Origin of the sequence: Streptomyces sp. NBC_01750 (assembly GCF_035918095.1) — a bacterium.
Lineage (GTDB): Bacteria > Actinomycetota > Actinomycetes > Streptomycetales > Streptomycetaceae > Streptomyces.
Window position 1 is genome coordinate 7,065,141 of sequence record NZ_CP109137.1, and the last position, 13,259, is coordinate 7,078,399.

Here is a 13,259-nt window from a genome sequence, read left to right on the forward strand (position 1 = left end):
CGCGCTGCGGGCCATCTGTGCACACGGTCACAGTTCGAATGAGTCGTGCGTCCTCGCATCCCTGCCTCCAGCCGCGCCACCCTTCTGATCCAACCGGGCACCATTGCGTCAGCAGCGACCGAGCGCCATCGAGAGCCACCGAAAGGCGACCATGACCGACCCCGTGAGCCGGACGATCCTCCTGCTCGACATCGAGAAGTACAGCGATCGTGACGACGTCGAGCAGGCGTATCTGCGGCGCGTGCTCTATGACATCGCCGACCGTGCCCTGGAACACGCCGGTATCGAGGAAACACTGCGGATACGGGCCGACCGGGGCGACTCCGTCATGGAGCTGATCGACGCCAACGCGTCCGTGACGGCTCTGCTCCGCGCCCTGCTCTCCGAAGTTCCGGCCCAACTGCACGGATACAACCGGCTGGCGTCCAGCTCGGCGCAGATCCGACTGCGCGGAGTCGTCGCCACCGGGTACGTCGCCATCGACCAGCACGGCGGGTGGGTGGGCTCCGACCTCAACCATGCCTGCCGCCTCCTGGACGCCCGGTTGCTACGCAAAGCCTTACGCGAGCGAGCCGACGGCTTCGCGCTGTGCGTGTCGGAAGGCGTCCACACAGGAATCGTGCGCCACGACCACCACGGCATCCCGGCGGCCGACTTCCACCAGGTGACCCTGGCCAGCAAGAACGGCCCGCTGCGCGCCTGGCTCCACGGACCCGTACCGCCCGGCGGGGACGACCAAGATGGCCCGAACGCGGAGGAAACCCGGGTACCGGGTACTTCGGGAGAACGCACGGTCGCGGTCCGGCACAACGAGGGCATCATCTCCACCGGCGACAGCGCCCGCAACGTCATCCGGCGGCAGGGCTGATGCCCGAACCCGTGCACATCCGGCAGAACGAGGGGATCGTCTCCCTCGGCGATCACGCGGTCGACATGCTGTACCGCGCCGAGCGGATGACGGTCGTTCCCTCCGAACTGCTGCGGCGCCCAGCCGAGGTGCCGCCGGTGGGCGGCGTGATCGGCCGGCCACCGCTCCCGGCGTCACTGTTCGTCGGCCGGGACGCCGAACTGGCCGCACTCCACGAGGCTCTCTGCGGCGCCTCTGCCGGACACCGGCATCTCGCTGTGCAGCGGCTGACGCATGGGGGATCCCGTACGACACCGACCTGTCGGACGCCGCCGCCGTCATAGTCGCCGAGCTCGCCGCGAACGCCGTCACCCACGGGCGCTGCCCGGGCGGGACTTCGCCCTGCGGCTGACACTCTCGGCCGACACCCTGCGGATCGAGGTCTCCGACGCCCGCACTGAGAAGCGTCCGCAGGAGGTACCGCCCGGAGGGGAGTCGGGGTGCGGGCTCGTCCTGGTCGTGGCGCTCGCGGACCGGTGGGGCTTGCACGATCGCGTGCCCCTCGGCAAGACCTGCGCGCGGATGTCGGTCTGCTGCATTACTCTGTGCCGCCGTTGCCGAAGTCCGAACGAACGGGGGCCATTCATGACCGCGGAGTTGCCGGAGTCGTCCATACCCGACGAGGCGTGGGAGGAGTTCCAGCGCGCGAGCGAAGGGCCGGCACGCCTCGCCGCGCCCAAGGAGCCGTCCGCTCGGGCGCGGATGGTGACCGAGCGGCTGCGGCTCGAGGACGAGGCGGCCGCCCGGCGGCAGCGCCGTCCGCGCGGGTGGGGGAGGAAGGCGGCGGTGCGCGCTGAGCCCGAGGCGTGGCGGGCCTGGCCGTCCCGGCAGCGGTGGGCGCGCAGGCGCCGGGCCTGGGGAGTCTTCTGGGTGGTCGTGGTGGTCGTCGTCGTGCTGCTCGTCATGAATCCGGAGAGAACACTGTCCTGGCTGGTGTGAGCCGAGTGCTCAGGGGGAGGACTCCAGGCCGGTCAGCAGTGAGGCGATGTCCAGCCCGGTCATGAGGTATCGCTCGAAGGCGAGGTTGTGCAGGGCGTAGGAGGAGCGCCGGCGCCGGATCAGGTCGATCGCCCCCGCGCCGTCGTGGCCGAGCTCGATCAGCGTCTGGGCCACCACCAGGCCCGATCGGTTGTAGCCGGAGTAACAGCGCACGAGCACGATCCGCCCGGCGCGTACCGCATCGGCGGCCAGTACCGCCAGGCCGCGGACCCGGTCGATCTGCCCGGAGGTCAGCCAGTCGTCGGGGATGGGGGAGACATGGTGCTCGACCCCGTCGGGCGGGCCGTGGCCGACGCGGGTGAACAGGCTGATCACCAGGTCGAATTCGCGGTCCACAACAACATCGAGGTGCCGGTTCCGGTCGTCCTCCCAGACATGGCCGCCCATCCAGAGGCAGGTCGTGATCTCGTCCCAGGGCGATCCGGGATCCGGAACGGGGTGGTCCGTGCGACGTGCCTTCACTGAGCCCTCCCTTTGCGGAGACATCCACGCTAGGTGACAGAGAAGCCGCCGTCCACGAACAAGGTCTGGCCCGTCATATAGCGTGCAGCGTCGCTCGCCAGGAAGACCGCCGCTGCCCGATCAGGCCGCGGGCTCGGGCTGGGCCGGGGAGGTGTGGAGCGGCGCGGCTGGGGTCGCCGGTGCCAGTTGAGCCGCCAGCCAGACCGGTACGCCGTCCAGCAGGCGGAACAGCCGGCCCGCCTCCGCCCGCAAACGGCTCGCCTCCGGCTCCGGTTCGCAGTCGGCCAGTGCCGCCAGCGCCGGCGCCGTGCCGATCAGAAAGCCGAGCTCCTCGCGGATCCGCAGCGATTCGGAGAAGCCGTGCCTGGCCTCCGCCAACTCGCCGTCACGCAGCGCGAGTCCGGCCTGGTGGTGCCAGGTGAAGGAGAGCAGCAGCGTGTCACCCTGCGCGGTTGCTCCGGCGTGCGCCCGCTGGTACGCGGCACGGGCCGCCTGCGGCGAGTCGGCGATGTGCTCGGCGACAAGGCCGCGGCGGAAGTCGAGCAGCGGGCGCCTGGGCGAGGTGGGGGCGAGCAGTGCCGCGGCCCTGCCGAGTGCGGAGCGGGCCTCGTCGGCCCGGTCGCGTACACCGAGGCGGGTCGCCGCGTACGCGAGCCTCCCGCGCTCGCACGCCGCGCCGCCGCGTTCGTCGTCGTCCCGGGCCACCGCCTCGGCCGTACGCAGCGCGTCCTCGGCGTCCGCCCAGCCGTCGGCGGTGAACAGACAGCGCTCGACGAGCAGTCCGGCCCGCTCGAGTGCCCCCGCGGGATTCGCTGTGTGGGCTTCGAGCAGGGCTGCCGCGTCGGTCCAACAGCCGCGCGAGCGCAGCCGCCATACCGCGGTCTGGAGGGGGTCGTCACCTGCGGTGGTTCCGGAACCAGACATGGCGGTATGCGCCACTTGCCCTCCCCGAGCACGCCATTGAGCTGTTGAGTCAGTCGCATCTCAGCATGGATAGGCATGCCTGGCCAAGAGGTCAGGTGAATGAATTCACAATCATGCGGCGCGGGATGGGGCGCGGGTGGTCAGTGGTGCGCCCCTTCCCCAGCCCGGGATCCGCCCCGGACCCCGCGCCTCAATAGATGGCGAGGCCGGATTTCCCAGCGCGTCCGCAGGTCCGGGGCGGCCCCGGCTTCAGCTCATCCGCAGCGCCAGGAAGAAGTCCAGCTTGTCCTCCAGGCGCGACAGGTCACGGCCCGTCAGTTGCTCGATCCTGCCCACTCTGTAGCGCAGTGTGTTCACATGCAGATGCAGCCGCGTCGCGCACCGCGTCCACGACCCGTCGCAGTCCAGGAACGCCTCCAGCGTCGGGATCAGCTCCGCGCGGTGGCGCTGGTCGTAGTCGCGGAGCGGGTCCAGCAGCCGGGCCGTGAACGCGCGGCGCACATCGTCCGGGACGAAGGGCAGCAGCAGCACGTGCGAGGCCAGCTCGTGGTGACCTGCCGCGCAGACCCTGCCCGGGCGGGCCGCCGCCACCCGGCGGGCGTGTCTCGCCTCCTCCAGCGCGCCCCGCAGACCCTCCGCCGAGCTCACTGCCGCGCTGACGCCCAGCGTGAGCCGGCCGTCGTCGGCGAGACCCGCGGAGAGCGGGTCGCGTACGGACAGCAGCAGCGCGTCGGCGTGCAGTCCGGCCTCGGAGGAGCCGGCCTCGGGGGCGTCCGGGTCGAGGGCCGTCGCGGGCAGCGGGAGCAGCGCGATCGCCTCGTCGCCGGTGTGGGCGACCGCGATCCGGTCCGCGGAGTCGGGACCGGCTGCCCCCGGGTCGACCAGGATCTCCTCCAGCAGCGACTGGGCGACCGGGCCGGCCTCGATGGCCGTACCGCCCGTACCGCCCGTACCGACTGCGCCGGCCGTACCGGGCGCCCCGTCCTGCCCCCAGTCCACCCGCGCCACCACCACCTGCCAGTGCGGCGCCGTGCCGAGACCCGGCAGCAGCACCGGCGCGGCCACTCGCAGACGCGCCGCGATCTCGGCCGGTGCCGCTCCCGCCTGGACCAGTTCCAGAACCTCCTGGGCGAGCCGTCGGCGTACCGTACGGGCCGCCTCGCGCCGGTCGCGCTCGACGGCGATCAGCTGGGTCACGCCTTGCAGCAGGTCCAGTCGCGCGGCCGGCCAGTCGCCCGCGTCCGCCTCGACCGCCAGCAGCCAGTCGGACAGCACCGTCTCGCGGACGTCTCTCGAGGCGGGGGCGGCGCCGCGGCCGTTGTTACGGATCGGGAAGAGGGAGTACGTCACCCCGTGGACCGTCGCCCGATGCGGCCCCCGGCGGCCGGCGCGGGTGGCCGCCAGATGCTCACCGGCGAGTGTGGCGCTCACCTCGCCGGGCAGCGGGTCGCCCGCGCCCGCGATCTGGCGGCCGGTGGGGGAGAGCACCCAGGCTCGAAGGTCCAGGTCGGAGCCGAGCAGGTCCAGGACCACCTCCGGCCCGCCGCCCGCCGGGCCGGAGGTCATCAGCCGCCTGTGCCTGTCCACGACTGCGGCGAGGTCCCCGGCCCGCTCACCGGAGACCTGACGCACCACATGCTCAGTGATCGTCGCAAATGCAACGGATTCATTGACTGCAAAGAGCGGCAGTCGATGGCGAGAACACGCCTCGATGAGGTCGCCCGGAATGTTTCCCAGCTCCGCCTCTCCGGCCGCCAGGCCGGCCACCCCGGCGCCCGCCAGGATCCGGACGAACGGCTCGGAGTCCGCGGCCGTCCGCCGCCAGGCGAGCCCGGTCAGCACCAGTTCGCCCCCCGAGAGATAGCGGCTCGGATCGCGCAGGTCGGTGGTCATCACACCGCGGACACCGCGGTCCAGTTCGTCCTCGCCGCCGAGCAGCCGCAGCCCAAGCGCGTCGGTTTCCAGCAGTGCGCGCAGCCGCATCTCGTCGCCACCGATCTGTCTCGTTGTCGCCGGTGGCCCTTGGCCACCGTTTCCAGGGGAAAACATCGAGGTTACTGAGCCTCGCCTTTCGTTCGAATCTACAAGACGAGACAGGCGACCAGCCAACTCCTTCATGGTTTCGGTGACTGCACCAGGCGCAGACTGGCTTGTGTACTGGGGCCACAGCGCGTTAACAGCACATGAATAAGCGCGTGAACAACCAGTCGAGGGCCGGCCGTCCCGGGCCCGCTGCGACGAACGACCCCGATTGAGAAGAAGAGAGCCACTCATGGACTTCCTTCGCCCCGCCAGCTGGGAGGAGGCGCTCGCCGCCAAGGCCGAGCACCCCACGGCTGTACCCATCGCGGGTGGCACCGATGTGATGGTCGAGATCAACTTCGACCACCGCCGGCCGGAGTACCTCCTGGACCTGAACCGCATCGGCGAGCTGCTCGAGTGGGAGGTCGGCGAGGACACCGTCCGACTGGGCGCCTCCGTTCCGTACACCCGGATCATGGAGAACCTCCGGGCCGAACTGCCCGGTCTGGCATTGGCTTCGCACACCGTCGCATCGCCCCAGATCCGCAACCGCGGCGGTGTCGGCGGCAACCTCGGCACCGCATCCCCGGCCGGCGACGCCCACCCGGCGCTGCTCGCCGCGGGCGCCGAGGTCGAGGTCGAGTCGGTACGAGGCAGCCGCCTCATCCCCATCGACGAGTTCTACACCGGCGTCAAGCGCAACGCGCTTGCGGCGGACGAGCTGATTCGGGCCGTCCACATCGAAAAGGCAGACGGACCGCAGCAGTTCTCGAAGGTGGGCACTCGCAACGCGATGGTGATCGCGGTCTGCGCCTTCGGTCTTGCTCTGCACCCTCGGACCCGCACGGTACGCACCGGCATCGGCTCCGCCGCCCCGACCCCGGTCCGGGCGAAGGCGGCCGAGGAATTCCTGAACGCCGCGCTCGAAGAGGGCGGTTTCTGGGACAGCAGGAAAATCATTACCCCGTCGGTCGCCAAGCAGTTCGCGTTGCTCGCCTCCGGTGACTGCAACCCGATCGACGACGTGCGCGGCACGGCGAGTTACCGCCGCCACGCGGTCGGCGTCATGGCCCGCCGGACCCTGGGCTGGACCTGGGAGGCATACCGGGGCAATGCCCACGGCACAAAGGGAGGCGCACAGTGCGCGTGAACTTCACGGTCAACGGTCGTCAGCAGGAAGCGGACGACGTGTGGGAGGGCGAGAGCCTGCTCTACGTGCTGCGTGAGCGCATGGGCCTGCCCGGCTCCAAGAACGCCTGCGAGCAGGGCGAGTGCGGCTCCTGCACGGTCCGCCTCGACGGCGTCCCGGTCTGTTCCTGCCTCGTTGCCGCGGGTCAGGTCGAGGGCCGCGAGGTCGTCACCGTAGAGGGCCTGGCGGACTTCGCCAGGCAGCGGGCCGAGCACGGCGGCTGCGCCACCGGCGCCTGTGGCACCACCCTGGACCAGGCCAAGCGGTGGGAAGCCAGGCCTTCCGACTCGCAGACCGGTGAGGGCTCCGCGCTGTCCCCGATCCAGCAGGCGTTCATCGATGCCGGTGCCGTGCAGTGCGGTTTCTGCACGCCCGGTCTGCTGGTCGCCGCCGACGAGCTGCTCGAGCGCAATGCCGAGCCGTCCGACGCGGACATCCGCGAGGCGCTCTCCGGCAACCTCTGCCGCTGCACCGGTTACGAGAAGATCCTCGACGCGGTCCGCCTCGCGGCCGCCCGCCAGGAAGAGGCGGTCTGAGAACCATGGCCACCATCGGTACTCCCACCAACATCTCCCAGGGTTCCCGGACCAAGGGCGGCATCGGCGAGTCGACGCTGCGTCCCGACGGCATCCTCAAGGTCACCGGTGAGTTCGCGTACTCCTCGGACATGTGGCACGAGGACATGCTCTGGGGTCACACGCTGCGCTCCACCGTCGCGCACGCCGAGATCAAGTCGATCGATGTCTCCGAGGCGCTCGCGACGTCCGGCGTCTACGCCGTACTGACCTACGACGACCTGCCCACCGAGGTGAAGAACTACGGCCTGGAGATCCAGGACACCCCGGTACTCGCCCACGGCAAGGTCCGCCATCACGGCGAGCCGGTGGCCCTGGTCGCCGCCGACCATCCGGAGACCGCACGCCGCGCCGCCGCCAAGATCAAGATCGAGTACGTCGAACTGCCGGTCATCACGGACGAGGCGTCCGCGACCGCTCCCGACGCGATCCTGGTCCACGAGGGCCGCGACGACCACCACATCGGCCATGTCCCGCACCCGAACATCGTGCACCGACAGCCGATCGTCCGCGGCAACGCCGACGAGGCCGCCGAGCGCGCCGACGTCATCGTCAAGGGCGAGTACACCTTCGGCATGCAGGACCAGGCCTTCCTCGGCCCGGAGTCCGGCCTCGCTGTCCCCTCCGAGGACGGGGGCGTCGAGCTGTACGTCGCCACCCAGTGGCTGCACTCGGACCTCCGGCAGATCGCACCCGTCCTCGGTCTGCCCGAGGAGAAGATCCGGATGACGCTCTCCGGCGTCGGAGGTGCCTTCGGTGGCCGTGAGGACCTGTCGATGCAGATCCACGCCTGCCTTCTGGCGCTGCGCACCGGCAAGCCGGTCAAGATCGTCTACAACCGGTTCGAGTCCTTCTTCGGGCATGTCCACCGGCATCCGGCGAAGCTCTACTACGAACACGGCGCCACCAAGGACGGCAAGCTCACGCACATGAAGTGCAGGATCGTCCTGGACGGCGGGGCGTACGCCTCCGCCTCCCCGGCGGTCGTCGGCAACGCGTCCTCGCTCAGTGTCGGTCCGTACGTCGTCGACGACGTCGACATCGAGGCGATCGCGCTCTACTCGAACAACCCGCCCTGCGGAGCCATGCGCGGCTTCGGTGCGGTCCAGGCGTGCTTCGCCTACGAGGCACAGATGGACAAGCTCGCGGCGAAGCTGGGCATGGACCCGGTGGAGTTCCGCCGCCTCAACGCCATGGAGCAGGGCTCGATCATGCCGACCGGGCAGCCGGTCGACTCCCCGGCCCCCGTCGCCGAGTTGCTGCGCCGTGTCAAGGCCCGGCCGCTGCCTCCCGAGCAGCAGTGGCTCTCGGCCGGCCAGGAGGCGGACGTCCGCGCCCTGCCGGGCGGTCTGTCCAACACCACACACGGTGAAGGCGTCGTCCGTGGCGTCGGCTACGCGGTCGGCATCAAGAATGTCGGCTTCTCCGAAGGCTTCGACGACTACTCCACCGCGCGGGTGCGTATGGAGGTCGTGGGCGGCGAGCCGGTCGCGACCGTGCACACCGCCATGGCGGAGGTCGGCCAGGGCGGTGTCACCGTCCACGCTCAGATCGCCCGTACCGAACTCGGTGTCGCGCAGGTGACGATCCAGCCGGCCGACACCCAGGTCGGCTCGGCCGGCTCCACCTCCGCCTCCCGTCAGACGTACGTCACGGGCGGTGCGGTGAAGCACACCTGCGAGAACGTCCGCGAGAAGGTCCTGGAGATCGGCCGCCGCAAGTTCGGCTCGTACCACCCCGCATGGGCCACGGCCGAGCTGCTGCTCGAAGGCGGCAAGGTCGTGACCGACGGCGGCGAGGTCCTCGCCGACCTGGTGGACGTACTCGAGGGCGAGTCGGTCGACGTGGAGCTCGAGTGGCGCCACCGCCCCACCGAGGCCTTCGACCTGCGTACGGGTCAGGGCAACGGCCACGTCCAGTACTCGTTCGCCGCGCACCGCGCGGTCGTCGAGGTGGACACCGAGCTCGGCCTGGTCAAGGTCATCGAGCTCGCGGTCGCCCAGGACGTCGGCAAGGCGCTCAACCCGCTGTCCGTCGTCGGCCAGATCCAGGGTGGTACCACCCAGGGCCTGGGCGTCGCGGTCATGGAGGAGATCATCGTCGATCCGAAGACCGCGAAGGTGCGCAACCCCTCCTTCACGGACTACCTGATCCCCACCATCCTCGACACGCCGACCATCCCCGTCGACGTACTCGAACTGGCCGATGACCACGCGCCGTACGGGCTGCGCGGCATCGGCGAGGCCCCGACCCTTTCGTCGACCCCGGCCGTCCTCGCGGCGATCCGGAACGCGACGGGGCTGGAGCTCAACAGGACACCGGTACGCCCCGAGCACCTCACCGGTACCTGATCCCCGCCTTCTCCGGGCGGTGTGCCGCGCATCCGGGGAACGTCACACTTCCCGCCACTCGTCGCACCGCCCGGAGAACCCCAGCACCGCACCGCTCGCGGTCCTGGCACAACCCAGCACCACCAGCAGCACCCGTCACCACATTCCAGTTCGTCTCGGGCCGTCCCCCGGGTCGTGCAGCCAGCGCACCATCCCAAATCCCGCAATCTCAGTCCCTATGCGGGTGCCCCTGTGAACCTTGGGAGTAGGCACCATGACCCAGCAGTCCCTTGAGACCAAGACCACGGCGGAGGACGCCGGCGCGGGTTCGCGCCAGCCTGCCGGAAGATCTTGGCTCGACCGGTACTTCCACATAACCCAGCGAGGGTCGACCGTCGGTCGGGAGGTGCGTGGCGGCATCACCACCTTCATGGCGATGGCGTACATCATCCTTCTCAACCCGGTGATTCTCTCGGTTCCGGATGCGACCGGTCACAGGCTCGACGGTGATCAGCTCACCACCGCGACGGTCTTCGCCGCCGCGGCCACCACCATCGTGATGGGCTTCATCGGCAATGTGCCGCTGGCCCTCGCGGCGGGACTCAGTGTCTCCGCCGTCATGGCCTTCCAGGTCGCCCCACAGATGACCTGGGAAAACGCGATGGGCATGTGCGTCATCTACGGCGCCGTGATCGTCCTGCTCGTCGTCACCGGCCTGCGTGAACTGATCATGAACGCCATCCCGCTGGCACTGAAGCACGCGATCACCATGGGGATCGGCCTCTTCGTCTGCCTCATCGGCCTGGTCCAGGCGGGCTTCGTCACCTCCATGCCCGGAGACGGCGGTATCGCGGGAGCCAAGCCGATCCAGCTCGGGACGAGCGACATGCTCACCGGCTGGCCGGTGCTCTGCTTCGCCGTCACCGTCCTGCTGATCTTCCTGCTGCAGGTCCGCAAGGTCCCCGGCGCGATCCTCATAGGCATCGTCGGCGGCACGGTCTTCGCCGCTGTGGTCCACCAGTTCGCGGGACTCGACAAGAAGGCCTGGGGCGGACTGAACGCACCCGAGATCACCGGCTCCATCGTGAGCACGCCGGACTTCGGTCTCTTCGGCAGCGTCTCGTTCAGCGGCATCGGCGGCGTCGGTGGCATCACCGTCGGCGTCATCGTCTTCACCCTGGTGCTGGCCGGCTTCTTCGACGCCATGGGCACCATCATCGGCATCGGCCAGCAGGCCAACCTCGCCGACGACAAGGGCAAGATGCCGGGCCTCAACAAGGCCCTGGCCATCGACGGTGCCGGTGGCGCGTTCGGCGGCCTCGCCGGTGCCTCCGGCCAGACGGTGTTCGTGGAGTCCACGGCGGGCGTCGGTGACGGTGCGCGCACCGGCTTCGCCAGCGTGATCACCGGCCTCGCGTTCACGCTCTGCCTGTTCTTCACTCCGCTCGCCCAGGTCATCCCCACCCAGGTGGCCGCCGCCGCGCTCGTCGTCATCGGATCGATGATGATGACGAATGCCAAGCACATCGACTGGAACGACCAGGCCACCGCGATCCCGGTGTTCCTGACCACCGTGCTGATGCCCTTCACGTACTCGATCACCGCGGGCATCGCGGCGGGCGTCATCGCGCACGTCCTGATCAAGGCCGTGCAGGGCAAGGCGCGCGACGTCGGCTGGCTGATGTGGGTGCTGTCCGTCGTGTTCCTGGCCTACTTCGCCCTTCATCCGATCGAGGGCTGGCTGGGAGTCAAGTAACCACCGCCGCCCGACACACACCTTGAGGAGACCGACGTGCTGGACATCGCCGAAGAGCTGAACCGGTGGGTCGGGCAGGGCCGCGCATTCGCCGTCGCCACCGTGGTGGCGGTCGGCGGCAGCGCGCCCCGGCAGCCGGGCGCCGCTCTCGCGGTGGACAGCGAGGGCACGGCGATCGGGTCGGTCTCCGGAGGGTGTGTGGAAGGGGCGGTGTACGAGCTGTGCCGACAGTCGCTCGAGGACGGTCTCACCGTCCTCGAGCAATTCGGTTACAGCGACGAGGATGCCTTCGCCGTAGGCCTGACCTGCGGCGGCATCATCGACATCCTCGTCACGCCGGTACGCGCGGACTCGCCTGCGAGGAAGGTGTTCGCGGCCGCGCTGTCCGCCGCCGCGCAAGGGGAGGCGGCGGCGGTCGCACGGATCACCGACGGACCGGCGGAGGTCAGTGGCCGCGCGCTGCTGGTCCGACCGGACGGTTCGTACGACGGGGTCCTCGGCGGTCACCCCGAACTGGACCGCACGGCTGCGGCCGAGGCCCGCGCGCTGCTGGACGCCGGCCGCACCGGCACGGTCGTCATCGGCGAGGACGGGAGCCGCTGCGGACAGCCGCTGACGCTCCTGGTCGAATCGAGCGTCCCGGCACCCCGCATGATCGTCTTCGGCGCGATCGACTTCGCCTCGGCGCTGGTCCGGGTCGGCAAGTTCCTCGGTTACCACGTCACAGTCTGCGACGCCCGGCCCGTATTCGCGACGAGGACCCGCTTCCCGGAGGCGGACGAGATCGTCGTCGACTGGCCGCACCGCTATCTGGAGTCGACCGAGGTGGACGGCCGCACCGTCCTCTGCGTACTCACCCACGACGCCAAGTTCGACGTCCCGCTGCTCGAACTGGCCCTGAAGCTCCCCGTCGCCTACATCGGCGCGATGGGATCCCGGCGTACGCACGAGGACCGCAACAAGCGGCTGCGGGAGACCGGCGTGACCGAACTGGAACTGGCCCGGCTGCGCTCGCCGATCGGCCTGGACCTCGGCGCGCGTACGCCGGAGGAGACGGCGCTGTCGATCGGCGCGGAGATAGTGGCGAACTGCCGTGGCGGCAGCGGCGTTTCACTGACGGGAGCGCACACCCCGATCCACCATGACGGCGTGCAGGCCTCGGTGGGACGGATAGGTTCGGTCGCCTGACGCCATCCTGCCGTCTGCCGCCTCTCGTCCACCGCTGCGCCGGGTGCGGGGTGCGGGGTGCTCCACGCCAACCGCACGGCGGGCGACGACAACGCCCTGCCGCTGACCCGTCTCGCAGTGCGCCCGCTGGCCCGGCCGCCGTTCCCACTGGAGCGGCTCGGCGCTCCGTACCGCAGGAGAGATCCCTTGGCGCCGTAAACGACGGATCGGGCACTCATGTCCGCAAGCGCGTCAATGCCGGTCGGTGCTCAGTCCGTCCAGGGTGAGGTCGAGGAGACGTTCGGCCTGCTCTCGCTGTTCGGGTTTTCCGGACGCGAGGGCAATGCCGGTGAGGCCGGCGAACATGTCGGTTGCGCCGATGTCCGACCGGATGGTGCCGGCACCGACACCGGCGTCCAGGAGAGAGGTCAGGGCGGCCAGCATCATCTCGTGGCTCTGGGCGTAGGGGTTGACGCCCGACTCGACGAGAGCCCGCAGGGCATCGGCCATGCCCAGTTTGGCGGTCGCGTAGTCGATGAAGCGTCCCATCCAGGCGCGCAATGCCTCACGCGGCTCCATCGTGGCCAGGAGGTCAGGGGCGGCGTCGCACAGCCGGCTCAGCTCGTTGCGGTAGGCGGCCTCGATCAGGATCTCCCGCGTCGGGAAGTTCCGGTAAAGGGTCCCGGTGCCCACGCCCGCCTCTTTGGCGATGCGCTCCAAGTGCGCGTCCAGTCCCTGTTCGGCGAACACGCGCACCGCGGCGGCGAGGATCTTCTCCCGGTTTCGCTGCGCATCGGCTCTCAGCGGGCGCCCGGTCTCCCTGGTCATCGGCCGTCTCCTTCTCGTCGGGGTTGCTAAGTGGAGGCGCATCCGGTTACAGTGGATGAAGTGGCGGCGCCTCCACTTTTACTCTACTCGCAGCGGATCA

13 protein-coding genes and 2 pseudogenes are annotated in these 13,259 nt (G+C 70.0%); 10 read left to right on the forward strand and 5 right to left on the reverse strand.

The window, feature by feature from the left end; translation table 11 throughout:
- The first annotated feature begins 151 nt into the window (after positions 1-151).
- The 4 genes and pseudogenes from OG966_RS31790 (at position 152) to OG966_RS31805 (ending at position 1,846) form a co-directional block, all read left to right on the forward strand.
- Positions 152-868: a hypothetical protein gene (locus OG966_RS31790; RefSeq protein WP_326653447.1), complete on the forward strand. Its 717-nt coding sequence runs from the start codon at positions 152-154 to the stop codon at positions 866-868.
- Positions 868-1,191, forward strand: a complete 324-nt coding sequence (locus OG966_RS31795; RefSeq protein ID WP_326655581.1) for a hypothetical protein — start codon at positions 868-870, stop codon at positions 1,189-1,191. Before OG966_RS31790 ends, OG966_RS31795 begins: the two co-directional genes overlap by 1 nt.
- A pseudogene (locus tag OG966_RS31800) lies at positions 1,092-1,420 on the forward strand (ATP-binding protein); the annotation flags it as partial. The gene OG966_RS31795 and the pseudogene OG966_RS31800, both read left to right, overlap by 100 nt.
- A 72-nt stretch (positions 1,421-1,492) precedes the next feature.
- On the forward strand, positions 1,493-1,846 hold the full coding sequence (locus tag OG966_RS31805) for a hypothetical protein (RefSeq protein WP_326655446.1): 354 nt from the start codon (positions 1,493-1,495) through the stop codon (positions 1,844-1,846).
- A gap of 9 nt (positions 1,847-1,855) precedes the next feature.
- Here OG966_RS31805 and OG966_RS31810 read toward each other — a convergent pair whose 3' ends face one another.
- The 4 genes and pseudogenes from OG966_RS31810 to OG966_RS31825 form a co-directional block, all read right to left on the reverse strand.
- Positions 1,856-2,368: a protein-tyrosine phosphatase family protein gene (locus OG966_RS31810; protein WP_326653448.1), complete on the reverse strand. Its 513-nt coding sequence runs from the start codon at positions 2,366-2,368 to the stop codon at positions 1,856-1,858.
- Between the two features lie 29 nt (positions 2,369-2,397).
- Positions 2,398-2,478, reverse strand: a pseudogene (locus OG966_RS31815) (SDR family oxidoreductase); the annotation flags it as partial.
- Between the two features lie 10 nt (positions 2,479-2,488).
- Positions 2,489-3,292 carry a hypothetical protein gene (locus OG966_RS31820; protein WP_326653449.1) on the reverse strand — a complete coding sequence of 268 codons (804 nt, stop codon included), beginning with the start codon at positions 3,290-3,292 and terminating at the stop codon, positions 2,489-2,491.
- A 249-nt stretch (positions 3,293-3,541) separates the two neighbouring features.
- Positions 3,542-5,275 (reverse strand): PucR family transcriptional regulator, encoded by a 1,734-nt coding sequence (locus tag OG966_RS31825; RefSeq protein ID WP_326653450.1) that lies wholly within the window; start codon positions 5,273-5,275, stop codon positions 3,542-3,544.
- A gap of 289 nt (positions 5,276-5,564) precedes the next feature.
- Here OG966_RS31825 and OG966_RS31830 point away from each other — a divergent pair, with 289 nt between their 5' ends.
- The 6 genes from OG966_RS31830 to OG966_RS31855 all read left to right on the forward strand — a co-directional run bounded on the left by OG966_RS31830 (position 5,565) and on the right by OG966_RS31855 (position 12,550).
- Positions 5,565-6,464 (forward strand): FAD binding domain-containing protein, encoded by a 900-nt coding sequence (locus OG966_RS31830; protein ID WP_326653451.1) that lies wholly within the window; start codon positions 5,565-5,567, stop codon positions 6,462-6,464.
- Positions 6,455-7,039 carry a (2Fe-2S)-binding protein gene (locus OG966_RS31835; protein ID WP_326653452.1) on the forward strand — a complete coding sequence of 195 codons (585 nt, stop codon included), beginning with the start codon at positions 6,455-6,457 and terminating at the stop codon, positions 7,037-7,039. The genes OG966_RS31830 and OG966_RS31835 overlap by 10 nt, the downstream gene beginning before the upstream one ends.
- Before the next feature lie 5 nt (positions 7,040-7,044).
- On the forward strand, positions 7,045-9,429 hold the full coding sequence (locus OG966_RS31840; protein ID WP_326653453.1) for a xanthine dehydrogenase family protein molybdopterin-binding subunit: 2,385 nt from the start codon (positions 7,045-7,047) through the stop codon (positions 9,427-9,429).
- Positions 9,430-9,682: 253 nt separating this feature from the next.
- The gene (locus OG966_RS31845; protein ID WP_326653454.1) at positions 9,683-11,164 is read left to right on the forward strand and encodes an NCS2 family permease; all 1,482 of its coding nucleotides are present in this window, start codon (positions 9,683-9,685) and stop codon (positions 11,162-11,164) included.
- A gap of 36 nt (positions 11,165-11,200) precedes the next feature.
- The gene (locus OG966_RS31850; protein WP_326653455.1) at positions 11,201-12,352 is read left to right on the forward strand and encodes an XdhC/CoxI family protein; all 1,152 of its coding nucleotides are present in this window, start codon (positions 11,201-11,203) and stop codon (positions 12,350-12,352) included.
- Between the two features lie 57 nt (positions 12,353-12,409).
- Positions 12,410-12,550 (forward strand): hypothetical protein, encoded by a 141-nt coding sequence (locus OG966_RS31855; protein WP_326653456.1) that lies wholly within the window; start codon positions 12,410-12,412, stop codon positions 12,548-12,550.
- Between the two features lie 33 nt (positions 12,551-12,583).
- Here OG966_RS31855 and OG966_RS31860 read toward each other — a convergent pair whose 3' ends face one another.
- Complete coding sequence (locus OG966_RS31860) at positions 12,584-13,159, reverse strand: TetR/AcrR family transcriptional regulator (protein WP_326653457.1); 576 nt, start codon at positions 13,157-13,159, stop codon at positions 12,584-12,586.
- Between the last annotated feature and the right edge of the window lie 100 nt (positions 13,160-13,259).

Excerpts from the sequence above, each read along its gene's own strand:
- OG966_RS31790 (WP_326653447.1), top strand. The coding sequence starts at position 152 with ATGACCGACCCCGTGAGCCGGACGATCCTCCTGCTCGACATCGAGAAG.
- OG966_RS31795 (WP_326655581.1), top strand. The coding sequence starts at position 868 with ATGCCCGAACCCGTGCACATCCGGCAGAACGAGGGGATCGTCTCCCTC.
- OG966_RS31805 (WP_326655446.1), top strand. The coding sequence starts at position 1,493 with ATGACCGCGGAGTTGCCGGAGTCGTCCATACCCGACGAGGCGTGGGAG.
- OG966_RS31820 (WP_326653449.1), bottom strand. The coding sequence starts at position 3,292 with ATGTCTGGTTCCGGAACCACCGCAGGTGACGACCCCCTCCAGACCGCG.
- OG966_RS31825 (WP_326653450.1), bottom strand. The coding sequence starts at position 5,275 with ATGCGGCTGCGCGCACTGCTGGAAACCGACGCGCTTGGGCTGCGGCTG.
- OG966_RS31830 (WP_326653451.1), top strand. The coding sequence starts at position 5,565 with ATGGACTTCCTTCGCCCCGCCAGCTGGGAGGAGGCGCTCGCCGCCAAG.
- OG966_RS31840 (WP_326653453.1), top strand. The coding sequence starts at position 7,045 with ATGGCCACCATCGGTACTCCCACCAACATCTCCCAGGGTTCCCGGACC.
- OG966_RS31845 (WP_326653454.1), top strand. The coding sequence starts at position 9,683 with ATGACCCAGCAGTCCCTTGAGACCAAGACCACGGCGGAGGACGCCGGC.
- OG966_RS31860 (WP_326653457.1), bottom strand. The coding sequence starts at position 13,159 with ATGACCAGGGAGACCGGGCGCCCGCTGAGAGCCGATGCGCAGCGAAAC.